Origin of the sequence: Geobacillus sp. FSL W8-0026, from assembly GCF_037966255.1 — a bacterium.
GTDB classification, from domain to species: Bacteria; Bacillota; Bacilli; order Bacillales; family Anoxybacillaceae; genus Geobacillus; species Geobacillus icigianus.
In genome coordinates this window covers 3203295-3227695 of the sequence record NZ_CP150194.1, presented here as the reverse complement: position 1 = coordinate 3227695, position 24401 = coordinate 3203295, and the positions used below count along the sequence as shown (strand labels likewise).

The window sequence follows — 24401 nt, the reverse complement described above, 5'->3', positions numbered from 1 at the left end:
GTCACTTCACCTCACCAAATTCAGCGGCCATCCAGCCCCGACGCCCATCAGACAGTTGTACGTTGTACCATTTCTCCCCTTTGCTGTCGGTAAACGGTTGAATATAGACCATCACGGTTCCCTTTGGGACGGTCGCAATAATCGGATAAGACGTCGTCGCTCCTTTTCGAATATTGACGGCAGCTAGGGCGATGACATGCTTGGTGCTGTCGCTGCTGACAGCGGATGTCGAGACATCGCCGGAATAGATCCAACCTTTCGACGAAGAGGAGAGAACGATGTTGTACCACAACCCTTGGGAAGTAAGGTGTGCTCCGACTACTTGCAGGGAAGCTCCTGTCTGTTTATAAGTGATGACGCGATAGCTCGTTGACGCTCCGCTGCGGATGGCCGCATTGTTTTTCACTACATAGACGACGGAAGGTAAAGACGGCGAAGCGGGCTTGCTGGCAAGTTGTTGTTGAAGTTGTTGAATTTGTTGTTGCTGGGCGTTCAGTTGCGCTTTCAAGTTGGCAATGTCGTTTTTCATTGGGTTGAGCTGGGAAGTCACCCAGTCGACGCTCGCTAACACGACTTCTTCCGATGCTTTCATTGCTGATGGCGTAAACAAGAGAGCGCCTGCCGTCATTCCGACCGCTAGGCTGGCAGCAATGGCCCATTTGGATTTTCGTTTCATCATGTTCATCTCCCCCGTTTTTCGATATGGCAAAGAAAGGAGAATAATAGCTTTCCTAACGAAAAGGCCGGTGAGCTCCAACCGATTCGCTCGGTTCATGAGAAATCGCGAGGAATGACAATGCGATGTTGTCATGTCCCTCGGTTTGACGAACTAAAGATTTGCGGTCGCTTGCGTTACCGGCCTTCTCATGCTATTATTCTCCGAATACGAACAAACTAGAATTGACTGAAATACTCTTCCAATCCTTCGCGAATGCCGACGGCTGCTTTTTGGCGGAACGCTTTTGTTTTCAGCAACGCCTCCTCATTTGGATTGGAGAGGAAGGCGAGCTCAACAAGAATGCTTGGCAGCGCGTTTTTTCGGTTGACGTAATAGTCTTGTGTTTTATGGCCGCGGTTGTACGTTCCGAGCTGTTGGACAAGATGTTTTTGTACAATGGCGGCCAATTGCTTGCTTTTTGGTCCATTGAAGTTGCTTGATACGTTGTAGTACGTTGTCGTTCCGCGAGATGTCCGCGAGTACGAGTCGGCGTGAATGCTGATAAAGGCGTCGAAATCGGAACTGTTGGCGATCCATGTCCGTTCAGACAGCTCTAAAAAGATGTCGGTGCTCCGCGTCAATTTGACGATGGCCCCGGCGCGTTCCAATTCTTCTTTTAGCAATAAGGCGGTGTCGAGAGTAATATCTTTTTCCCGCGTGCCGCTAGGACCGATCGTTCCCGTGTCGTGTGCTCCATGTCCTGCGTCAATGATGATTTTTTTGCCTTTAAGCCCGGTCTCGAGAATTTTCAGCGCCAATCGGTCGCTGTAATGGCGAAGGGTGAACGTGTACCCCGGTTCAAAGGTGATGAGCAGGCTGCTGCCGGTCCATTCCACCGTTTGTATGCCGGGAATATCGGTCGACGGGACTTCGGCGTAGGAAAACGAGCCGGTGATTTTCAGACGATTGCCCGGCAACAACGAATAGGAGATGCGGAAATTGGAAGTTTTTCTCCATATCAAATAGACATCTTCGTTGACGGTTGAAAAGGTTGGTTCAACGAGACTATTTAAGGCGACGGTAGAGGTGCTCGATTCCTCAACCCATCCGCGCACTCCATTGGATGTTTCGACATTCAGCCACCCATGATATTCGTACAGGACAGCCAGCCGCTCATTCGCTGCCAACGCCTTCAACGATGGATAGTTCGAAGATGCACCTCGTCGTAATAGAGTATTAGCCTGTTTGACGTATACGTAGGATGGGGCTTTTACTTCAAACGCCGGCATCCATCCCGTTTTTCCCGATGCAGAGGTGACTTGCACCCAGCCGAACGGAGACCCGTCTGTCGTCTTCAAAACCGTGACCGTTCTGTTTTTCGCAATCCGCTCGATGACTGCGGCGCTCAACGAAGGTTCGGCAAACAGCGCCGCATTAGCGGTTGTCACCTGTTTTTGCATCCCTTCGCTGGCTGGTGGGGAAAGGTACGACTTGGTTACGACCGTCTCGTGCACCCAGCCGAGCGTTTTTCCATTGAGAGACACTTTGTACCAAAGCGCTCCCGACGCATCTTTGGCGCTTGACAGGCTGTTCAGTTTGGTTCCCTTTTTCAGTTGGGTGACGACTTTGGCTTTTAAAGATGGAGCTTGCCGCACATTGGCGAACGACACGCTGACCGTCAGCGGTTGGCCTGAGATGCTGGACGTATCCGAGACACCGCTTGGAACCGAAATCGTTGATGACATCGACAACACTTTTTCCGACACCCATCCCCGGACGTGTCCGAGATCAACACGGTACCAAAGCTCCTGACCATGTGTGACGAATAAATCGATCACCTTGACGGATTGACCGCGTGACACTGTGGCGACGGCTTGGTAATGGACGCTCGCCCCGCGGCGAACCGAGGAGGACTGCACAATGTTCATGAATGCCGGCAAAAGTGTCGGAAGCTGTTCTGGTATGTAGATCTGTTCCGCTTTTATCCATCCTTTGACTCCCGCCCATTCCACACGCACATACTGTTCCCCGAGCGAATTGGTGAACTGGGCAATGATCGAGACGACATCGCCGTTAGACAGTGTTTTCACGATTGGATAGTAAGGGGATGCCCCCTTGCGCATCGCAATGTCGTTAGCGGCGATGACTGCCCGCTTTCCAACGAGCATAGAAGGCGGTTGGTTCGAAAAGCGGTCGGCCCGCGCCCAGCCGGTGACGCCTCCATATTCGATGCGGTACCACGTTTCGCCAGCAGCATTTTGGAACTTGTCGATGATCTTCACTTGTTGGCCAGCGGGAATCGATCCGACGACTTGATATGAATCGGTCGCTCCCCTCCTAAGCAAAGAGTTCTGCTCAGCGACCATCAGGGACGATGAGGACGGACTCCCATCTGCAGCTAAGACGGCTGACGGCCATAGCGGGCAAGTCGCCAACAAGACGGAAAGAAGCGTTTTTTTCAAGGATTCGATCCCCTCCTTTTTTCAAGTTTACGTTTTCTCTACTATCATAGCGAATTTTGCCGTTTTATCCAACCCGAATTCAGTCCTATTATGAGGAAAAATGAAATGTTTTGTTGAAAAAGGGAGAATGAGAGGACGATGACGGTTGCGGAAGACGAGAAATCTCATATGTGTGTGGTGGTTAAAACAGGAAAAAAGGTGCCCGGCTGAGGTTTTTGGACACCTTTTCTTACAGACTGTTAATTTTCGCTTTGCACCGACGGCGAATCGTTGCGTGTGAGGGAGACGTTGGACGTCTCAAGCGCTTGCTGAAGCGTTTCATTGATTGAGCTAACCGATTGCTCATCCGGGATGTAGTAGTATACGCCGTTGATCGTTTCGTCGTATCCTTTTAGATGCAAATTTTCGACATCCGCGTTCTTCATTTTTTGATAGACATAGATAAACGACAACAAATCGGACGGAGGGATGTTCGTCCGCACGTGATCCCCTAAATCGGCGATGACGTCATCTAGCTTCGGCAGCGAGGTGATGGACGTGCTTTTGTCAATAATGGCCCGGATGACTTGTTTTTGCCGCTCATTGCGGCCGAAGTCGCCGCGGGGGTCGGATTTTCTCATGCGCACATAGGCGAGCGCTTCATTGCCGTTCAACTCTTGTTTGCCTTTATGGAACGTATGCCATTTGAGTGAACCTGTCAGTTGGGCTTTGAATGTGAACGGAACATCCACCGTGACGCCGCCTAACGAATCGACAATTTTTTCGAACCCTTCAAAATCAGTCGTCACGTAATAGTCGATCGGAACATCAATCAGCTTATTGACGGCTTCTATTGTCGATTGAATGCCCCCATAGCTATAGGAGTGGGTGATTTTGTCCTTCCGTCCTTCGCTTGGAATGTATACCCTAGTGTCACGGGGGATGCTCAACAAGTACACTTTGTTCGTTTTTGGGTTGACGGTCAGCAGCATGACGACATCCGATCGCCCTTTCTCATCATGATACTGGTTTTCGACTCCTACCAGCAGGACGGTAAATGGATCTTTGCGCATTTCAATGTGATCTTTCCGACTACCCGGTGGTTTGAGCGCTTCATAAATCTTGTCCGATGCTTTTTTTGTCTCGGAGTAAATGTTATAGCCAAAAGCCCCTACTCCGCCGATTAAAAGAAGAAACAAGAGCAGCACGAATCGGCGAAGTCGCTTCTTTTTCTTTCGTTTTCTTGTCGATTTTCTCGTATTCATAGTTATTACCCTTCTTTCCTTACAGTTTCGTTTCAGACGGGAGCAGCCGTTCCCTATATTCAGCTGCGCCCACTACGAGGTCCGCTCTTCCATTGGTCAATTCTGTCACCCATTCAGCAAACAACGATTGTCCATCTTCAGGAACAAGCACCTCAAAGGTGACACGATCGGCGTAATGGATGTTTTTGATCATATAGGTTGACGCCCGCAATTCGTTTTCCACTTTTCCGAGCCATGGATAGTCGATCGTGACATGCATGACGCGCATGAGACAGCGTTCGACGATGCCGGCGGCTTTTAGCCCTTCGGTGACGGCGCGGCTGTAGGCGCGTACCAATCCTCCGGCGCCAAGTTTGATGCCGCCGAAATAGCGGGTGACGACGGCAACGGTGTCCTTTAGTCCTTTTTTCTTCAATACTTCCAGCATTGGCACGCCCGCAGTGCCGCTTGGTTCTCCGTCATCGTTAGCTTTTTGAATCTGGTCGTGTTCGCCGATAAGGTAAGCCGAGCAATTATGGGTTGCGTCCCAATGCTTCTTTTTGATTTGCTGGATGAAGGCGATGGCTTCTTCCTCCGTCTCGGCGCGGCTGATATAGCAAATAAACCGTGATTTTTCAATCACGATTTCTTGTTCGCCATACCCTTTGACGGTGTAATACGATGGCAGCAACGCCAACCCCCCCCGATCGTTAAGAAGGTATGCGATGATTTTGCTGAAAAAGGTAGCGATTTGCGCTGACTATGGTAAACTGAAAATACAAGAGTTGCAGACAGGGCATGCTTTTACTATTATAAATCGACAACTTTTTTCCTTCAAATAAATTTTGATGGCGCTCGTGCGCACGGCTTGGCAGCGCTGCTGGAGGTTGGCAAATGGCTGGGGAAAAACGTTGGGATGTCAAACAGTTGGATGAAATTGTCGAAAAAATGATCGACACCGTTCAACATAGCAAAGACGAAATTTTCCACATTGGCGAGCAGTCAAGGCAAGAACATGATCACTTATTGCGGGAACTCGAAGAAGTGAAACGGTTGACGGCCGAGACGATCGAAGAGGCGGATCGTTTGGAAGGGGAAGCGCGGCAGGCGCGCCGTCGCCTGTCGGAAGTGAGCCAAAACTTTTCCTCCCATTCTGAACGGTATATTCGCCAAGCGTATGAAGCCGCCCATGAGCTACACGTCAAGCTGGCGATGGTGCGTGAACGCGAAAAGCAATTGCGCCTGCGCCGCGATGAACTCGAGCGGCGGCTGGCGAGCCTTTCTCAAATCATCGCGCGCGCTGACCATTTAGTTGGGCAAATCACCGTTGTCCTCAACTATTTAAACAGCGATTTTCGCCACGTGAGCGAAATGATTGAGGGAGTTAGACAAAAGCAAGAATTCGGTTTGAAAATCATCGAAGCGCAAGAAGAAGAACGACGGCGTCTGTCGCGGGAAATTCATGACGGTCCCGCACAAATGCTCGCCCATGTGCTTCTTCGCTCCGATTTGGTGGAAAAGGTAATCAAAGAGCGAGGAACCGAAGAAGCGATCGCCGAAATTCGCGATTTTCGCAAAATGGTGTATTCGGCTTTGTCGGAAGTGCGTCGTATTATTTATGACTTGCGGCCGATGGCATTGGATGACCTTGGACTCGTGCCGACACTTAAAAAATACTTACAGACGGCCGAAGAATATAGTAAGGGAGTCCATATTTCTTTTGTACATATCGGCGAAGAAGTTCGGCTGCCGTCGCGGATGGAGGCGGCCGTGTTTCGGCTTGTCCAAGAATCGGTGCAAAATGCTTTGAAACATGCTGAAGCGCGCCGCATTGATGTTAAGCTGGAAGTGGCGTGCGGAGACGTATTGGTCAGCGTCAAGGACGACGGCAAAGGGTTCGACCCGGCCGTCAAAAAAGAAAACGCGTTCGGTCTGATCGGCATGCGAGAGCGGGTCGAGCTTCTTGGCGGTACATTGACGATCCGTTCGAAACCTGGCCGCGGAACGACGGTGTTCATCCGCATCCCGCTGGACCGTACCGTTTCGGAAGACAGGTAATGGGCTGACTGGCCATGTGCGGTGGGGTCAATAAGGAACACAGGCCGCGCTTTTGGAATAAGGCGGAGCGACCCCCGACATGTTGCCGCGCCAAGTCAGTAAGGAACACAAACCGTTCTTGCGTGATGCCGATGCACAACGGGAATGGAATTGGGTATCCCTAATTGATCAGCACGGAAGAACTCGAGTGAACGTTCGACAAATACATCTTAAGGAGGAGAGGAACCGATGAAAACACGCATTGCCATCATTGACGATCACCAGCTGTTTCGTGAAGGCATTAAGCGCATTTTGGAGTTTGAGGGCGACTTTGAAGTCGTGGCGGAAGGAAGCGGCGGGAGCGAAGCGCTTTCGATCGTGGAAACACATCGCCCGGATTTGGTGCTGATGGACATTAACATGCCGGACATCAACGGCGTTGAAGCGACGAAACAGCTGATTGAAGCCTACCCTGATACGAAAGTGGTCGTCCTGTCGATTCATGACGATGAAAACTATGTCATGCGCGCTTTACAGACCGGAGCGACCGGCTACTTGCTTAAAGAGATGGACGCCGATACGCTGATCGAAGCTGTGCGGGTCGTAGCGGAGGGCGGTTCCTATTTGCATCCGAAAGTGACGCACAATTTGATTCGCGAATACCGCCGTTTGGCGATGGAAAAAAGAGGGGGGTCAGTCAAGCGAGAAGTGCGCCGTCCGTTCCATTTATTGACGCGACGCGAATGCGAAGTGCTCCAACTGTTGGCGGATGGAAAAAGCAACCGCGCCATCGGTGAGGCGCTGTGCATTAGCGAGAAAACGGTGAAAAACCATGTCAGCAGCATTTTGCAAAAATTAAATGTCAATGATCGGACGCAAGCGGTCGTTGTGGCGATCAAAAACGGCTGGGTGGAAGTGCGCTGACCGCCTTGGGCGTTGGCGATCGGAGGCTGGCGGTCCCGCTTCCCGCATCGTTTGTTTTCGTTCGGTGGCGCGAAAACGGCATTCCCGCTTTTGGGATCGGAGGACGAAAGCGAACGGGCAGCGCCAAGAACAACAAGCGGTTAGAGACGTCAGCGGGCATCTGTTGTTTCCGTTTCATCCTGCGCGCTCGCTAGTAAGAGTGGTAGGCCGTCCGCCTTTTTGGTATAATGGAATTAAATTCCCGGTCAGGAAGGAAGGGAGTTTGTGAAAACCGCAATTGTTACTGACAGTACGGCCTATTTGCCAAAAGACGTGCGCGAGAGGTTGGGCATTCGCCTCATTCCGCTCAGCGTCATTTTTGGCGAGGAAGCGTATCGTGAAGAAATCGACATGACCGCTGACGAATTTTTCGCCAAAATGAAAACACATTCTGTGTTGCCGACGACGTCTCAACCATCGGTCGGCGAGTTCGTTGACTTGTTCACCGCCATTCGTGAGGAAGGGTACGATGCGGTTATCAGCATCCACCTTTCAAGCGGCATCAGCGGCACGTATCAAGGGGCGGTTACGGCGGGAACGATGGTCGAAGGATTGAGCGTTTACGCCTACGACTCGGAAATCAGCTGCATGGCGCAAGGATTTTACGCCATCGAGGCGGCGGAGATGGCGCAGGCGGGGAAAACGCCGGACGAGATCCTCGCCCGCCTCGATGAAATGAAGCGAACGTTGCGCGCTTATTTTATGGTTGATGACTTGTCCCACCTGCAGCGCGGCGGACGGCTGACCGGGGCGCAGGCGTTCATCGGTGGCCTCTTGCAAATCAAGCCGCTTCTTCGCTTTGAAAACAAAGTGATCGTGCCGTTTGAAAAAATCCGCACGCGCAAAAAGGCGGTCAAACGAATCGAAGAATTGTTCGCCGAAGATGCCGCCAAAGGCGTGCCGCTCAAAGCTGCCATCATCCATGCCAACCAGCCGGATGAGGCGAACCGCTGGCGCGACGAGCTGTCCGCTCGCTATCCGCACGTCGAGTTTTCGATCAGTTATTTCGGTCCGGTCATCGCCACCCATGTCGGCGAAGGCGCGCTCGGGTTGACGTGGTATGAGCTGTGAATTGGGGTGCCAAGCGCGCCTCAAGGAGGCTGGTGAAAAACGGCTGCCACGAGCAAATCAGCGACATGGCGCCAAAAAAGAAGGCTGATTTCGCTAGGCTTTTCTAACTGATAAAAGCAGTATTTTGTACTAAATCACCGCCCTTCTAGGCTCGAGGGCCGGGCGCAAGGAGGAACGGTTCGCTCCGCCTTGCGCTACGGCGAATCGGTTGGCTACTTTGTTTGTCTTGTCACACCCTGTTTGGTTTTCATGGGACGGAATGAGCGTTGAGCAATATGGGGTTGTTATTCATGGAACTTTCCGTTTTTTCTCCCGCCTTCGCTGCTCTCCTATGTTGTGAGCCGTTCTCCCTCGACTGTATTCCCCATCGCCGCGTGCTTTCATTCATTGCTACATCGTTTTTTCCTCTCTCCTCCTTCTCAACGAGAAGGCTGGCCGAACTTGTCGAACGGTTCTTTCCTGAAAAATGTGTCACTATTTCCCCGGGAATGTTGTCGAAGCGCGTTGTCGATCACTTTGATGACTCTTTGAGGCTTTTTAATAGTGTCGGATTTCATCGCATCCATTTCTTTCGAAGGTCGATATGTCGTGAAAAAGAGGGTCCAACCACATCTTAACTCTATTCGGAAAAACGTTTTTGCCTCCACTTTCTTTTCTGATCGAAGGTTGCCACGTTGTGCTTCCTACCCTTTTTTAGGAAAAAAGAGCATTGTTAGCTCCCTCTTTCTCCATAACACTGGTTCATTGATGCGCTCAAAATCTTTCGCCTTGGGGGGCACGTTTTTACCGCATCACTGCGCTGTCCGCTCTTTTTGGCTCCCAGCTCGGGAACATGCTTTTCTTGAATTTTAAAAGGAGTGATGCTCATTGTACATTCTCCCATCTTCCGTTGCTTCGCCGCTCGTTTCCTGGCTGAACGGCCAGCGTCTCCTGCGGGAGCAGCTGCCGTTTCCCGATGAAGACATCGCCGCCGCCGTTCAGGCCGGTTTGCTTCACGAACAACCCGGGCTTATCAAAACAGCGCGCGCCTGGCGCTGCGTCCGCTGCGGAAATGACGATCCCCATCTTTTTGCCTCATTTCCGTGCGCCCGCTGCGGATCGGACTGCACGTATTGCCGCAAGTGCTTAGTGATGGGGCGCATCGGCACTTGCACTCGCCTTGTTCATGCGGCGCTTCTGCTTCCATCCGAGCGTTATGAAGCGCCGTTCACTTGGGACGGGGAACTATCCGCCGCCCAAGCGGAGGCCGCGCAGGCTGTCTGCCAGGCGGTGCTTGACCGAAGCGAGCTCACCGTTTGGGCGGTATGCGGGGCGGGAAAGACGGAAATTCTCTTTCCCGCTATCGCTGCGGCGCTTGAGAACGGCGAACGCGTTTGCCTTGCCACGCCGCGGATCGATGTTGTCCGCGAGCTCGCTCCTCGCTTTCGCCAAGCGTTTCCCCGCGTTCCACTCGCCGTTTGGCACGGAGGAAGCGAAGAGCGCGGACGAATCGCTCCGCTTGTTCTCTCCACGACCCATCAGTTGTTGCGCGCCTACCGCGCGTTTGACGTCATGATCATTGATGAAGTGGATGCGTTCCCCTACTCGGTTGAACCGATGCTCGAATACGCCGCCAGTCAAGCGCGAAAAGAACAGTCGAGCCTTATTTATCTGACCGCCACCCCATCGCGTGTTTGGCAGCTCGACATTCGGCGCGGGCGGCGGAATGCCGCCGTCATCCCCGCCCGCTACCACGGCTGTCCGCTTCCCGTCCCCGCGTTCGAATGGTGCGGCAATTGGCGCAAGCGGTTAGAGCGCGGCCGCTTGCCCCAGAACGTCCTTGCGTGGGTGCTCCGTCGTTTGGAGCAGGGAAAACAAGCGTTTTTGTTTGTTCCTCGTATCGATGAGCTTGAAGCTGTCACCCGCCTCTTGCAGCGCGTCAATCCCACCATCGTCGGCGTTCATGCCGAAGCCCCAGACAGAGCCGAGCACGTTCAGGCGTTTCGCGATGGGCGCGTGCCGCTGTTGGTGACCACAACGATTCTTGAACGGGGCGTGACGGTGCCGAACATCGACGTGGCCGTTCTCGGCGCCGAAGACCGCATCTTCACGGAAAGCGCTCTCGTGCAAATCGCCGGCCGCGTGGGCCGCCACGCCGCGTTTCCGGATGGCGATGTCCGCTTTTTTCATCACGGAAAAACGAACGCGATGGTGCGAGCGCGCCGCCATATCCTCCGCATGAATGAAGAAGCGAAGAAACGGGGGTTATTGCGCCGATGAACTGCCTTCTTTGCCATTCCCCGTACAATCCGATTGCGAACTGGCGCCAGCTTCTTTTCCTCGAAGACTTTGACGTCCTTTGCCCGCGCTGCCGGGGGGCGTTCCAACTCATTGACGGCCGCCTTTGCGAGATGTGCGGCCGCTCGCTCGAGGAGTCGGCGCCTTCGATATGCGCCGACTGCCTCGACTGGGAGGAAGATGAGCGCTGGCGCGGAGTGCTTGCGAAAAACCGTTCCGTATACGTATACAACGAGTGGATGAAAGAAGTCATTGCTTTATGGAAATTTCGTGGAGACTATGTGGTGGCGGAGGCGTTCCGTCAGCCCTTGACCGCCGTTTTTCGCCGCGATTTTGGGTCGGGGTGGCAACTCGTTCCGATTCCGCTCAGCGCCGAACGGCTGCATGAACGCGGCTTCAACCAAGCGGAAGCGCTCGCCCGCCTGCTTCCGTTGCCGTCCGTTCCTTGGCTGGCCCGCAAACACTCTGAAAAACAATCGAAAAAATCGCGCCGCGAGCGGCTTGAAACGGACAATCCGTTTTTTCTCTCCGGACATCCGCCGATCAATGGGAAGCGAATCGTCCTCATCGATGACATTTACACGACGGGCGTCACCGTTCGCCACGCGGCCCGTGTGCTGCTGGAGGCGGGGGCGGCCGAGGTGGGATCACTGACGCTAGTGAGGGCGTGAGCGGGCTAAACATTTGCCGATGGGATGCCGATATAAACAGTAAGAGAACAATGAGCGAGGAAACATGATGATGCGTATTCGTCACGATCAACGATCGAATGAAATCCCCACACCGGCTGTTTCCTTCCAGCCGGAGAGTGTGCAGATGGCGGTAATGAAAGAAAAGCTTACCGATCAGGAGGCCGTGGTCACCATCGGTCAACAGGATGTCCGCGTCCGCTTTGTGGATGGTGTGCCGAGTGACCGTTCGTTTATGGTGCGGCTTGTGAAGCAAGAAGGGGGGACGTGGGTGGCGCAAGCGGTGCCCCTGTCGTCTATAGGGCGGTTTGTGCCAGCTTCATTGGACGATGGAATCGACCTATGGCTGTCAGCCCGTGGCATTCGCCTGACCGAAAAGGAAAAGGAAGCCGTTCGTCGCTTTTGGGAGACGGAAGGCGGCTCGATCAAACAAAAGCAAGAAACGGTCGCTGCTTTGACGGCGAAACAGCTCGAGGTGACCGAGATACATTTGCGCCTAGCGCATGAAGCGCTCCACGGCCCGCCGCTCGGCGACCTGTTGGCGCCGTTGTTGACGAAAACAGAAGAACCGGAAGAAACCGATGAAGCAAAAGCGGCGCCTGTTCGCGAACAGACGGAGCGATGGGAAGGTTCGCGTGCGTACGCAGCTGCATCGGAGCTCGTTCTTCCCCCGGCAGAGACGCGGACGTTTGTCATGACGGCAGTGACAGAAAAAATGAAGGAATTGGTCCACGATTTTCGCGTTTGGCAGCGTGATATGGCCCGTCAGCTGGAACAATTTGCGCATGCCGCGGCCCAGAAGACGCCAGAGCGAGCCGTGCCGCTTGTCGAGTCGCTCATTCATTCGCTTGACCGGATGTTGTTAAACGGGGACTGGCTGTTGTTTACCGATATGAAAACGGAAACGAAGCTGCTGGAGGCGGGGGCGAAGTTGGCAGAGGCGAAACGCGGCCTTGCGGAAGGAAAGATGGACGAAGCCGCCAAGACGGTGCGTGAAGTGAAAGCGTTGTTGGAGTCGCTTCGCTTTCAGCCGTCCGAGCAAAAGGTGATGCGCTTTTTTCTCGAATCGGACGAGCGGCAAGGTACGAAGCCGCACGAGCAGCTGTCGCGCATACTGAAACAAGCGTCCCAAGCGGCTCGTGACAACGCATTATCGGCGAGAGGCGTCGTTGAATCGCTGCGCCGCCTCGGCTTTTTCCATGAGCAAGAAGCGGCCCAGGCACTCTTGAGCGGAGAGCGGTTACCACCGGTCGAGAATTTGAAATCGCTGCTGCTGTCATGGGTGGAGGAAGGAACCGCACCCGCGCAGGCGGAACGGGTGCTCATGAATCTTACCGGCCAACAGCTGCTCAACAAATTTACTGTTGACAGCCACACGCAAACGATGTTGTACCAGTGGCCGCTCTCGCTTCATGGTGAGATGGCAACCGTGCATGTGCACGTCAACGCTCGCAGCGGTAACGGACAGCTTGACTGGCAAAACTGCCGCCTCTACTTTTTGTTGGATACGAATCAAGGCAAAGTGGGGATTTCTTTGCAGGCGATCGAACGGCAGCTGTCCGTGACGGTGGAAACAGAATCCGAGAAATTGGCGGAAGTATTGCAGTCATACGCTTCGACAGTCAAAGATCATCTGGAACAGATCGGTTATCGGGTGCAACGCCTCGCTTTTCAACCGATGGACACCGAAGACGAAGAGCGAGCAGCGACAGACAGAATGAAGACGGAAAACGAAACGAGCCAGTGGGAGTGGACGATATGAACAGGCGCCGTTACGTCCCTGCGTTTACGTCGTATGAGCAACATCTCAGCCGGCAGCCCCGGCAGCTCGCTGATAAGGTGGCCGACAAGGCGGAGCGGGCGGGCATTCCGCTGCCTCGCGACCGGGAGTTGCTCAGACAGCTGGCCGATCCGGTGCTGCGCGTCCCGCCGCAGCTTTACGCGGTGATCGGGGAAGTTTTACAATGGATTCAGAAGCTTGATGAACAAGACGGTAGGAGCGAAGGAGATGGAGATCAATAAAATTGCCAACACCCCATCGGTGCCAATCGGCAAAAAAGCGGCCGCTTCTTTTTCGCCTTCTGTGTCATTTGCCGAGCTGACCGCCAAGGAGCAGGAAAAGCTGCGCAACGAGCGGTTGAAGCAGCTGGCGGATGAAATCGAACAGCAAGGACAAAAACTGGCCAAGTCGCGGACGGTTGACGATTTGCGGCGGTATAAGCAGCTCGTCAAACAATTGCTTGATGAAGCGGTGAACCATGGATTGAAGCTGACGGAACAGTATGGGTTCCATTGGAGCGGCCGTTCTCGCGTTTATCAGATCGTCAAAACGATCGACCAAAAGCTGCTGGACGTCACCAATGCGGTGCTCGAACAAGAACGGCCGCGGATGGATTTGCTGCAGACGCTGGGGGAAATTCAAGGATTGATCATCAACTTGTATACGTAATGGCCACATGTGGGAGGGAGAAGGATGGGTTTAGAAAATTGCCCGGCTTGCGGTCGTCTGTTTGTCCGCTCGCTGGTCCGCGATGTTTGTCCAGCTTGCCGTGAAGAAGAAGAACGGCAATTTCAAATCGTAGCCCAATTTTTGCGGCGCCGGGAAAATCGGTTGGCCACGATGGAGCAGATCGTTGCGGCAACCGGGGTTTCTGAAATGTTGTTGACAAAATTCATCAAAAGCGGTCGATTAACGTTGGCGCAGTTGCCGAACTTAGGATATCCGTGCGACCGTTGCGGCAAGCTGATCCGTGAAGGAAGAATGTGCGCCGACTGTTCAAAAGATTTGCAAAGGCAGCTAGAAATGGTAAAGAAAGAGGAAGAGCAGAAGAAACAACAAGCGTTTCGCACGTATTACACCGATAAAGGGCGAAACGGCCGCTAAACAAATGAACGGATTGACCGATAATAGTAGTAAGACAACAATGTGCGGAACCGATAGGAGGAATCGCAGTGAGAATCGATCACCGGTTTTCGATGGGCGTTCATCCCTACCGTCAGTACGCGGGCATCCCTGAAGGAAAAACAGGGCAACCCGGACGGCGGGATCGGGTTGAAATTTCTGAGGAGGCAAAAGAACTGCAGCACCGCTCCACTTGGGCTGCCGAGCGGGAAGAGAAAGTGCGCCGGTTGAAGGAGCAAATCGACAGCGGAACGTATGAGATCGATGCCCGCGCTATCGCGGAGAAACTATACAAGTTCTATAAGGGCGATGGCCAATGAACACAAGGATAGAAAATCAGCGAACCGATGATGAACAGCGTGTGCCAGCATTGCGGCTGATGGCGATCCTTGACCGGCATCTGGCGCTGCACCGGCATTTGCTTCAATTGGCCTATCAAAAAACGGACGTATTAAAACGAGGAGATACGGACGGATTAATGCGGCTGATCCAAAAAGAACAACCGGCGATCGCCGCCATCCAGCAGCTCGAGCGCGAGCGAGCACAGCTCGTTGCCGCATGGTCTGGCGATGAGAATCCGCCATCATTAGCCGATTGCCTGCCGAAAATAGGCGGGGAGGAGCGGCAAAAAGTCGAACGGTTGGCAGACGAGCTCCTTGCCGTCATCCGCGAACTTCAAGCGGCCAACGAGCTGAACGGGCAGCTCATCCGCCAGTCGCTGCAATGGGTGACGCTTATGCTCGACCAATGGCTGCCGCAGCCGCCCAACGTGACCTATACGGCGCCAAATCAGAACGCTGCCGCGCACGAGCGCGCGCGTTCACTCTTTGATTCGAAAGCATAGCAACGATCCGACGGGCGGCCAAAAGGAAAGCAACTGGAGCCGCTAAACAGAAAACTACACCCCATTATGGAAGGGGAAAAGGAGGAGCACGATGGGATCAACATTTCACGGGCTGGAAGTCGCCAAGCGCGGCATGGCCGTGCAGCAAATGGCGCTGTACACGACCGGCCATAACATTGCCAACGCCAACACGCCCGGCTATTCACGTCAGCGCGTCAACTTTGTCCAAAGCGAGCCGTACCCTCCAGCGTCCATGAACCGCCCGCAAATTCCGGGACAGATGGGGACGGGGGTCGAAGCGGGGTCGATTGAGCGGGTGCGCGATCACTTTTTAGATTATCAATATCGCAATGAAGCAAGCAAATCAGGCTATTGGAGCGCTCGTTCCGAAACTATTGCAAAAATGGAAGAGATTATGAATGAACCGAGCGAATTTGGTCTTGGCAAGGCGTTGACACAGTTTTGGGAATCTTTGCAAGATTTAAGTGCCAATCCTGAAAATGAGGGAGCACGTGCTGTCGTGCGCCAGCGCGGCATAGCGGTCGCAGAATCGTTTCATTATCTAAATACTTCTTTATCGCAAATTCGTACGGATATAGGACAAGAAATTAAAACAGGCTTATTGGCAGTCAATTCAATTTTGAAGCAGATCAGCGAACTAAATGACCAGATCAAAACTGTCGAACCCAATGGGTATTTACCTAATGATCTTTATGATAAACGCGATGCTCTTGTGGATGAACTGTCAAAGTACTTTCAGGTAAAGGTGGAAACCGTTCCCTCTGGCGGAAATGCTCTTGATATTGCAGAAGGTGTATATGAGATTTCTTTAGTCAATCAAGATGGGTCCACAATAAAAGTGGTGGCGAAAGATGGCTATTCCAAATTATTTGTTGAACCATCCGTCAACCCTGTTAACGATCGTACGAACCCGGACGGCTATGTTTCCAAAATACAAATTGAAGGCGCCAGTGGAGCCATCACAACAATAAGCGATAGCGATTTCGGTAACTTAGCGAACGGTAGAATTAAATCATTGATTGAGCTATATGGCTATGGTCCTAATCGTGATAATGTAAAAGGCTACTATCCGGATATGCTTGCCGACCTGGATAAAATGGCGTATTCTTTCGCCGCTATATTCAATGCTCAACATCGCCAAGGGTACGGTCTAAACAATTCAAACGGAATTGATTTTTTTGAGCTAAACGCCGATAATACGACAGGAAAAGGGGCGGCAGGTTCGATTAAAGTGTCAGATGTCATTGTGAATGATCTTAGTCAAATAGCTGCATCTGCAAAGAGCGGGGAGTCAGGTAATGGAAATAATGCCCTTTATTTATCCATGATAAAAGACGTTCAAATCACGAACAGGTTAGCTCCTCTGCCGAGTGGAAACGGAGCGACGGTGAGCGTGCCCATTATTGGCGGAACGGTACAAACATTTTATCAAGGATTGATTGGCAAAATAGGGGTTGATGGACAGCAAGCGGAGAGAATGAAAACGAACGCTGAGACGCTTGCTGCTTATGTGGATAATAACCGTCAATCAGTTAGTTCTGTTTCCTTGGATGAAGAAATGACCAATATGATTAAATTTCAGCATGCGTATAATGCCGCTGCCCGCATGATTACAACAATTGATGAAATGCTCGATAAAATCATTAATAATATGGGTGTGTCTGGAAGGTAGGTGAACGATAGATGAGAGTGACACAATTTATGCTGGCCAATAATATGCTTCGCAACTTATCAAACAGTTATGACCGGCTTGGAAAATATCAAGAACAATTGACAACAGGAAAGAAGATTACTCGTCCTTCAGATGACCCGGTCGTGGCAATGAAGGGAATAGCCTACCGAGAAGAGTTGGCGCGTGTCAAGCAATATCAACGCAATATTGGAGAAGTTCGCAACTGGATTGATAGCGCAGATGATGCATTAGATAAAGTCGGGCTCGCTTTACAGCGCATTCAAGAACTTGTTGTTCAAGCATCGACTGACACAGCTACCCCAGAAGATCGCAAAAAAATCGCTGATGAAATTGATCAGATTCAAAAGCACGTGGTTGATATCGCCAATACGAAAATCGGGGATAAATATATTTTTAACGGAGCTGATACGAAAAATCCGTTATTTATCGGCTACCCAGGGCAACCGGGCTTTGCAGTCAACGGCAATCAAGGCGATGTGGAGATTGAGGTGTTTGGCGGGATTAAGTTAGATGTCAATATTGACGGGAAAACATTGTTTACCGGGATGATCGGGATGCTGGATCAATTAAAAACGGCTTTGAATGATCCAAGCAGCAACGGAAAAGCGATTGAAGGTTATTTAAGCCGGATTGAAACGCAACAAAACGCTTTGTTATCGGCCCGTTCGGAGCTTGGTGCCAAACAAAATCGAGTGGAAATGATGGAAAACCGCTTAGCCACTCAAGAAGAAATCGCGACAAAATTAATGTCCAACAATGAAGATATCGAATACGAAAAAGCGATTACCGACTTGATTACCCAAGAGAGCGTGCATCGCGCTGCTTTAAGTGTGGGCGCCCGCATCATTCAGCCTACATTGGTTGATTTTCTCCGTTAACAAACGGAAAGGGTGAGCAAACATGAATTTCCCGCAAATACAAATTCACACTACAAAAGCGATTCTTGGTTTACACATGGAAAAGCCGATCCAGCACATCGAGCAGCCGAAAGCCGACTTGTCCATTGAACAGAAACCGGCAACGCTCACAATCGACTCTCAACCGGCCCGGTTGACGATTGATCAGTCAAAAGCATGGAGAGATATGGGGCTGCTTGATCCATTTGATTCTACAAGAAAGTTTGCAGAGGAAGGCCGCGAAGCGTTGTTGGAAGGCATTGCCCGCCGCGCGCAGGAAGGAGACCAGCTCATGAAGATTGAAAATAGAGGCAATGCCATTGCAGCGATGGCGGCTGAAAAAGGCTTCCATCCTTATAAACAACTTGGAATAACATTTATTCCATCTGTTCATAGTGTAGATATTGGCTATCAACCAAGTTATTTGGATATGAAAATCGATGCAAATAAGCCAATCATTAAGGCAAACGTAAATAGACCGATTCATGAATACAAGCCGGGGAACGTCTCTGCCTATATGATTCAATACCCAACTATCAAAATGGATGTGAAATATTAACAAAAAGCGGTACTGATGATGTACCGCTTTTTTTGCGAAAATGAGAAAGGAGCTTTTTGCTATGAAAATAACATCAAAATTTTTCGGGGAAATTGAAATAAATGAAGAACAAATTATCCATTTTCCCAACGGGATCCCTGGATTTGAAGAAGAAAAACAATTTGTCATTTTGCCATTAGAAGAACAATCGCCGTTTGCGATTTTGCAGTCGATTCATCACGGCCATGTCGGCTTTGTCATTGCTTATCCATTCTCTTTCTACCCCGATTATGCGTTTGATTTAACAGAAGAAGATATTGAAAAGCTGAAATTGAATTCTCCTGATGATTGCTTGACATATACGATGATGACGCTAAAAGAGCCGTTTGCTCATTCCACCATTAACTTAAAAGCGCCAATCGTTATTAACGTGAAAGAAAAAATAGGAAAGCAGCTCATTCTTCATGACAGCGTCTATCCGATCCGTTTTCCGTTGTCCGAGGTGAGCGGGAAGGAGGGAAAATAATGCTTGTTCTCACCCGCAAGAAAAATGAATCGATCATGATTGGCGATTCAATCGAGATTAAAGTGCTTGCCATCGAAGGAGAACAAATCAAACTCGGCATTATTGCACCAAAGCATATCGACATTTACAGAAAAGAGATCTATGCAGCGATCCAAAAAGAAAACAAGCTGGCGGCCAATGTTCAAGCAATTTTGCTGCAACAACTAAAAAATAATAAAAAAACCACTAAACATTCCATAAATGTTTCCGATATTAAAAATGTAGACAGGGAACAATAAGCGGCCGCCCCTGTCAAATTTCTACAAGGATGTAGAAAAAACGATTCAAGGAGGAAGGAACATGAGAATCCAACACAACATCTCTGCGTTAAACACGTATCGCCAACTGTCATTCAACAACACGCAAGCGGCGAAAAACTTGGAAAAACTGTCTTCGGGTTACCGCATCAACCGCGCTGGTGACGATGCAGCAGGCCTTGCCATCTCTGAAAAAATGCGCGGCCAAATCCGCGGTCTGGAAATGGCATCAAAAAACGCGCAAGACGGCATCTCGTTGATCCAAACCGCTGAAGGTGCGTTAAACGAGACACATGCGATCCTTCAACGCATGCGCGAACTTGCCGTTCAGGCCGCAAACGATACGAACGTAAGTGCTGACCGTAGTGCAATCCAAGCGGAGATTAGTGCTCTTTCATTGGAAATTACTCGTATCGCCAATAACACGGAATTCAACACGCAAAAACTTCTGAATGGTAGCTTTTCGGCGAAAATGTTCCAAATCGGGGCAAATAGCGGCCAATCGATCACATTATCAATTGCCAATATGGGTGCAGCTGCGCTCTCGGTAAACGGGTTAAGCGTAACGAAGGCATCAAGCGCAAATGCCGCGATTTCGAAAATTAACAATGCAATTGAAAAAGTGTCGAGAGAACGCTCGAAGCTTGGGGCTGTTCAAAATCGTCTGGAGCATACGATCAACAACCTCGGGGCAACGGCGGAAAATCTGTCTGCTGCTGAATCCCGTATTCGCGACGTTGATTATGCCTTAGCTGCATAAGCGGCGACAGGCACAGTCGTCCTAGCTGGAAACGGCTAGGAGTATGACCGGGTGAATTGCTGGAACCCCCTTAGAGCCTTTGGCGCCACAACGGAGCTGGAAACGGCAGACGTGATGGCCGGAAAAGCCAAAGGATTGGGCAACCAGCAGCCAAGCTCCTGTCCCGAAAGGGTGGAGAAGGTTCAACGACTAGGGCATACCACCTAAGGCGCATTCGCTATGGTGATGAAGTCCGTAGGGGAGCGGAATTTCCATCGTTCTGAATTCCCCGAAGTGCCCGGCCCCTCACTAGCGGTAAGCTAGCGGGTGAAGAGATAGTCTAGTCATTTGCGAAAGCAAATGTTCGCACGATGGCGAAAGAAATGATGGAATTCACGAAAAACAACATCTTAATGCAAGCGGCGCAAGCGATGTTGGCTCAGGCCAATCAGCAGCCGCAAGGAGTGCTTCAATTACTCCGATAATTGTCGTCAAGGAAAAGAGGAGTGTCCCACAAGGATTGGGAAACTCCTCTTTCGTTGCTATATACACGTATGGACTGCTTTTGTCGCACGATACATTGCGCCAATCCTGAAAACACGAGTTAAGAAAAAGGGTTCCCTCGTCCTCAGAATTCATTTCCAAAGACAGGTGTTCCAATAGATCGTTCATCCGTATGCACTTGCTTTTTTTCAGTTTCACTTCGCCCCCTTCGCTCTAAGAAGCTGGTGACGTAATCGCGGCTGCGGCCTTACAATGTCATTTCTCAATGAGAAAAACCTGTTTTTCACGTATTCTCCCATTGATGAAGAGGATCAGCGTTTTTTCACCGGCCTTCTAACCGTTTCACCGTTCACTGCACGTGTTGCCAATCCCAGTCGACTATCTCCTGAACATACGTGAATTCGAAAAAATGTGCCAAGGTATGTTCATCTTTCTGATGGTGACGAACTTTTTTGCCCTAGAAGTTGATCTTGAAGACAGACACCCTTTTGACTCAACCTCCTTTTCATCGCCATCAGCTTGACAATTTCCATAAAAAGTTTGTCTTTGCACGTATTTAAGAAAAGAAAGAAACAGCCGATAATATAAGTGAGGTGCTAATGATGGACAACAAGCTGAAAAAGTACGAAATCATCGAGGAAACTGCTAAAAGCGGACAGCGGATTTATAAAGTCAACAACTATTATCTGCACAGCAAGTATGATCCGATTCGAGAAGCTGCCCAATTTGCCGAACGCCATTATAAAAAGAATTATCTTCATATTTTGTTCGGCGTCGGTTCAGGATATATTGCAAAAGCGCTAAGTGAAAAAATGACAGAGGAAGAATTTCTCATTGTCGTTGAGCCCATCGAGTGGATCGCTGATCACCATTTGGAAGAAAACGGCCAAGTCGAGCGGTGCATTTTGATGAAAGGGAGCGATCAAGAGCTTTTTGATCATATTTACGAAGCGCTTAGAAATACATTCGGTAATCGAGTTGCTGTGATTTGTTCTCCTAATTATGACAAAATTTGTCCAAGTGACTATCATGCCCTATTAAAAACAGTCAAAGATCGCATTTACATACACCAAGTCCATACCAATACGCTCAAATGCTATTCGAAGGAATGGCAAAAGAATTTTACCTTGAATTTGTTTTATGCACATGATGATGTGCCATTACAATGTTTGAAACAATTTTATAACGTGCCAGTGGTTGTTGCTTCTGGCGGTCCGTCACTGACAAAGCAAATCCCTTTATTAAAAAAGGTGAGAAATCATATTTTGCTCATTTCCTCTGGATCGACAATTAATTCTTTGCTTCAATACGATCTTGAACCTGACTTTGTCGTGACAATTGATGGAGGCATCAACAACTACAGGCATTTTGAAGCCATAGAGCTGAAACAAGCAAGCATCATATATTCCTTATCGAATCATGAAAAAATCAGAGAGAAGTTCAAGCGAAGATCATTTGTTTTTATCCCCAGCCTCGATGAGCGTTTAACACAATATGCACAAAAATTAGTAAATAAAAAAATAGATGATGTATTAGGAGGCGCCTCCGTCGCGGTTTTTGCTTTACATATAGCTTATATGATTTCAAATGGGCCTATTGCTTTGATCGGTCAGGATTTGGCCTATACCGATAACAAAACTCATGCAGAAAACAATAGGAATTTCATGGAAATAAACGAAGCCTATATAAAAGAAAGACGAATGTTCCATATCAAGGGGTATTATGGCGATCAAGTTTTAACAGATTATGCTTTCTTAACCATGAAGCATAATTTTGAAAAGCTCCTACAAACGTTGTCGCATCCTGAGAGGATCTACAATTGCACCGAAGGCGGAGCGAAGCTAGATGGCTACCAGCAACTTTCTTTTCGAGAGTTTTGCAATAAGTATGTAGACATAACTACAAAGGTACCAATGTTTGCTATCGATGCATACCCGCATAGGGATCTTCAAGCATGGAGAGAGTTTCTTGTTCGGGTTGAACAGGAAATAAAGCTGCATGATAAAGTGCGCCGTCTTGCCGAAGAAGCTTTGTTGTTGTTAAAAAGCAATGGTTTTGATACGCGGTTTGATGCTAAAATAGTAAAGAAGCTAGACAAGATTGATCAACAGCTAAAAACGATCTTCGATGAAGGAATCATGGCGTTCATTACTCAACCTATCGTTGTCGATACGTTTACCAATTACTTGCCGAAAGAAAATGAAACAGAACAAGAAATGTATCAACGAGTATACACTCGCTCCATGGACTTGTATTCACGTTTGCAAGAAGCTGCCCTTGATTCAAAAGCTCATTTTATGCAACTAAAAGAGAAAATCAAAAGTCAAATTCATTCGATGGATAAGAGGGAGAAAGATGACGGATCTCATTTACGAAACTCAACATAGCTTCTATCAATATATTGAGCGTGTGGCGGCAGGAACGCAAATGATCGCTGACTATTTGCGCGAAGATAAAGTGGGAGAAGCGATGCAGCTGATCACACAGTTTAGCGAAGGAGTTGTTTGGCTGACAAAGGTCATGGCATTGATGCAGCAGCATCAATATGATATTCGTATCAATCCGAACCAAATTAACGAATTTTTGCTTGAAATCAATGATGGCTTGGAACGCCAAGACTATATCATTGTTGCTGACATGTTTGAATATGAAATCAAGCCTTTTTTTGAAGAGGCAGCGAAAGAACGATTTTATCAGAAGGAAGAGGAAAATTGACTGTTCCAGACCGCAATCTTGCTGCAATCAATAACACAGTAGCTGAAACGCCGATTGAGGTGGAGATTCATCCATCCAAAAAAGGGCCGCCAACAATGAAAGTGAACGGCCATTACTTGTATAGTCGCTACGATCCATGGAAAGAGGCCGAGCGTTTTATCGAGTCGCAAATCGACAGAGACACCAATCACTACTGTCTTTTTGGGCTTGGGCTCGGATACCATGTGCAAAAATTGCTGGAAAAAGAGCCGAATAAACAGATAGTCGTTTTGGAGCCTTCTTTGTCTATTCTCCAAAAAGTGGCTGAACATACGGATTTATCCTATATATTTTCGCATCCGAATGTGGAAATTTTCTTCCTTGACCAAGAACAAACTGTGATTCGTACATTGAATGAGTTGGCGAAGCAGCACACTAGATGGATTATACCGAATGCTTGGTTAAAAGCCTTGCCGCCAACCTATCCGTTAAAATGGTTTTTCGAAGAAATAAAAATTCAAGACATGTCCTTTCAGCGATTTTCAGCTTTAATGGAGCGTAATTTCAAAGAAAATGTAAAATGTATGGATCCAAATGTAGGAAAACTGTTCGCTAAATTTAATGATCAAAAAGCGGTATTGGTATCGGCCGGCCCTTCACTAGATGAAGTGGTCCATTCTTTACAAAAGCTGCAGAACAAATATTTTATTTTATCAGTTGGCTCGGCTTTTCAGGTTCTTAAAGCAAACCGCATTGCTCCCGATGCTGTGATAATCACAGATCCGCAAGAATTTGTCTGCCAACAATTAGAGGGCTTGGACGATACATTGACGTTACTGTATTTGTCCACCGCCTGTCATTTCGCTGTAGCAAATCATAAAGGACCGAGAATGATCGCATTTCAAAAAGGGTATCTTCAAGCCGAGCGTTATGCTCGCCAAAAACATTTTCCTCTCGTCGATACCGGGGGATCTGTGGCGACAGCAGCGCTTGATCTATTAATCAAAATGGGATTCTCTGAAATTGTGTTGGCGGGGCAAGATTTGGCTTACGGCAAAAACAAAAGTCATGCTTTACATTCGACATCAGGGATAGATGTAGCATCAAACGAAAACTTGCTGTCTGTGCAAGCGAATGATGGAACAATTGTGAAAACGACGACCATTTTATCGATTTATCGAAGATGGTTTGAACGAAAAGTCGCCGAAACGCAGCATGTAACTTTTCAAAACACAGCAGAAAAAGGTGCTGTTATTCAAGGAGTACCTTTCGTTCATATCTCTCAAATTGTGTCACAGTCCGAATATCTTATGACATGCAATTTTAAAGAAAAACTGCAACGCATCATCAACCAATGCTAAAATTCAC

The 24401-nt window shown here is 49.4% G+C and carries 23 protein-coding genes and 2 pseudogenes; 21 read left to right on the top strand and 4 right to left on the bottom strand.

Translation table 11 applies throughout. From position 1 onward, the window contains the following. Position 1: 1 nt before the first annotated feature. The 4 genes from NST29_RS16245 to NST29_RS16230 all read right to left on the bottom strand — a co-directional run bounded on the left by NST29_RS16245 (position 2) and on the right by NST29_RS16230 (position 5034). Positions 2-679, bottom strand: a complete 678-nt coding sequence (locus tag NST29_RS16245; RefSeq protein ID WP_033022521.1) for an SH3 domain-containing protein — start codon at positions 677-679, stop codon at positions 2-4. Between the two features lie 215 nt (positions 680-894). Next, positions 895-3120 (bottom strand): SH3 domain-containing protein, encoded by a 2226-nt coding sequence (locus NST29_RS16240; protein WP_033022520.1) that lies wholly within the window; start codon positions 3118-3120, stop codon positions 895-897. Between the two features lie 239 nt (positions 3121-3359). Beyond that, the gene (locus NST29_RS16235; RefSeq protein WP_033022518.1) at positions 3360-4364 is read right to left on the bottom strand and encodes an LCP family protein; all 1005 of its coding nucleotides are present in this window, start codon (positions 4362-4364) and stop codon (positions 3360-3362) included. 19 nt (positions 4365-4383) lie between these two features. Further along, entirely contained in the window at positions 4384-5034 is a 651-nt protein-coding gene (locus NST29_RS16230) for a YigZ family protein (protein WP_061912560.1), read from the bottom strand. Between the two features lie 203 nt (positions 5035-5237). Here NST29_RS16230 and NST29_RS16225 point away from each other — a divergent pair, with 203 nt between their 5' ends. The 21 genes and pseudogenes from NST29_RS16225 to NST29_RS16125 all read left to right on the top strand — a co-directional run bounded on the left by NST29_RS16225 (position 5238) and on the right by NST29_RS16125 (position 24394). After that, entirely contained in the window at positions 5238-6401 is a 1164-nt protein-coding gene (locus tag NST29_RS16225) for a sensor histidine kinase (RefSeq protein WP_061912561.1), read from the top strand. A gap of 228 nt (positions 6402-6629) precedes the next feature. Continuing rightward, positions 6630-7304: a response regulator transcription factor gene (locus tag NST29_RS16220; RefSeq protein ID WP_033022515.1), complete on the top strand. Its 675-nt coding sequence runs from the start codon at positions 6630-6632 to the stop codon at positions 7302-7304. A gap of 264 nt (positions 7305-7568) precedes the next feature. Beyond that, the gene (locus NST29_RS16215) at positions 7569-8414 is read left to right on the top strand and encodes a DegV family protein (protein WP_033022514.1); all 846 of its coding nucleotides are present in this window, start codon (positions 7569-7571) and stop codon (positions 8412-8414) included. Between the two features lie 867 nt (positions 8415-9281). Continuing rightward, a complete protein-coding gene (locus tag NST29_RS16210) occupies positions 9282-10673 on the top strand; it encodes a DEAD/DEAH box helicase (protein ID WP_033022510.1) in 1392 nt (463 codons plus the stop codon). Next, entirely contained in the window at positions 10670-11362 is a 693-nt protein-coding gene (locus NST29_RS16205) for a ComF family protein (RefSeq protein ID WP_033022507.1), read from the top strand. The genes NST29_RS16210 and NST29_RS16205 overlap by 4 nt, the downstream gene beginning before the upstream one ends. A 67-nt stretch (positions 11363-11429) precedes the next feature. After that, on the top strand, positions 11430-13142 hold the full coding sequence (locus NST29_RS16200) for a hypothetical protein (protein ID WP_131385771.1): 1713 nt from the start codon (positions 11430-11432) through the stop codon (positions 13140-13142). Continuing rightward, the gene (locus tag NST29_RS16195) at positions 13139-13402 is read left to right on the top strand and encodes a hypothetical protein (protein WP_131385768.1); all 264 of its coding nucleotides are present in this window, start codon (positions 13139-13141) and stop codon (positions 13400-13402) included. The genes NST29_RS16200 and NST29_RS16195 overlap by 4 nt, the downstream gene beginning before the upstream one ends. Further along, positions 13389-13829: a YaaR family protein gene (locus NST29_RS16190; protein WP_033022503.1), complete on the top strand. Its 441-nt coding sequence runs from the start codon at positions 13389-13391 to the stop codon at positions 13827-13829. The genes NST29_RS16195 and NST29_RS16190 overlap by 14 nt, the downstream gene beginning before the upstream one ends. Positions 13830-13853: 24 nt before the next feature. Then, complete coding sequence (locus NST29_RS16185; RefSeq protein ID WP_033022501.1) at positions 13854-14264, top strand: TIGR03826 family flagellar region protein; 411 nt, start codon at positions 13854-13856, stop codon at positions 14262-14264. A 68-nt stretch (positions 14265-14332) separates the two neighbouring features. Beyond that, positions 14333-14602: a flagellar biosynthesis anti-sigma factor FlgM gene (flgM, locus tag NST29_RS16180; protein WP_033022500.1), complete on the top strand. Its 270-nt coding sequence runs from the start codon at positions 14333-14335 to the stop codon at positions 14600-14602. After that, a complete protein-coding gene (locus tag NST29_RS16175; protein WP_051962606.1) occupies positions 14599-15126 on the top strand; it encodes a flagellar protein FlgN in 528 nt (175 codons plus the stop codon). The genes flgM and NST29_RS16175 overlap by 4 nt, the downstream gene beginning before the upstream one ends. Before the next feature lie 91 nt (positions 15127-15217). Further along, a complete protein-coding gene (gene flgK, locus NST29_RS16170) occupies positions 15218-16819 on the top strand; it encodes a flagellar hook-associated protein FlgK (protein ID WP_033022499.1) in 1602 nt (533 codons plus the stop codon). A gap of 11 nt (positions 16820-16830) precedes the next feature. Beyond that, on the top strand, positions 16831-17718 hold the full coding sequence (flgL, locus tag NST29_RS16165; RefSeq protein ID WP_061912562.1) for a flagellar hook-associated protein FlgL: 888 nt from the start codon (positions 16831-16833) through the stop codon (positions 17716-17718). A gap of 22 nt (positions 17719-17740) precedes the next feature. After that, on the top strand, positions 17741-18295 hold the full coding sequence (locus NST29_RS16160; protein ID WP_033843051.1) for a DUF6470 family protein: 555 nt from the start codon (positions 17741-17743) through the stop codon (positions 18293-18295). A gap of 61 nt (positions 18296-18356) precedes the next feature. Next, complete coding sequence (fliW, locus tag NST29_RS16155; protein WP_061912563.1) at positions 18357-18800, top strand: flagellar assembly protein FliW; 444 nt, start codon at positions 18357-18359, stop codon at positions 18798-18800. After that, a complete protein-coding gene (csrA, locus tag NST29_RS16150) occupies positions 18800-19078 on the top strand; it encodes a carbon storage regulator CsrA (protein WP_051962608.1) in 279 nt (92 codons plus the stop codon). Before fliW ends, csrA begins: the two co-directional genes overlap by 1 nt. Before the next feature lie 61 nt (positions 19079-19139). After that, positions 19140-19838, top strand: a pseudogene (locus NST29_RS16145) (flagellin); the annotation flags it as partial. A 368-nt stretch (positions 19839-20206) separates the two neighbouring features. After that, positions 20207-20320: pseudogene (locus NST29_RS16140) on the top strand (flagellin); the annotation flags it as partial. 621 nt (positions 20321-20941) lie between these two features. Further along, positions 20942-22726: a 6-hydroxymethylpterin diphosphokinase MptE-like protein gene (locus NST29_RS16135; protein ID WP_033019610.1), complete on the top strand. Its 1785-nt coding sequence runs from the start codon at positions 20942-20944 to the stop codon at positions 22724-22726. Then, a complete protein-coding gene (locus NST29_RS16130; protein WP_033019613.1) occupies positions 22695-23054 on the top strand; it encodes a hypothetical protein in 360 nt (119 codons plus the stop codon). The genes NST29_RS16135 and NST29_RS16130 overlap by 32 nt, the downstream gene beginning before the upstream one ends. Next, positions 23051-24394, top strand: coding sequence for a 6-hydroxymethylpterin diphosphokinase MptE-like protein (locus tag NST29_RS16125; protein ID WP_051985074.1), 1344 nt, complete (start codon positions 23051-23053; stop codon positions 24392-24394). The genes NST29_RS16130 and NST29_RS16125 overlap by 4 nt, the downstream gene beginning before the upstream one ends. The last annotated feature ends 7 nt before the right edge of the window (positions 24395-24401 follow it).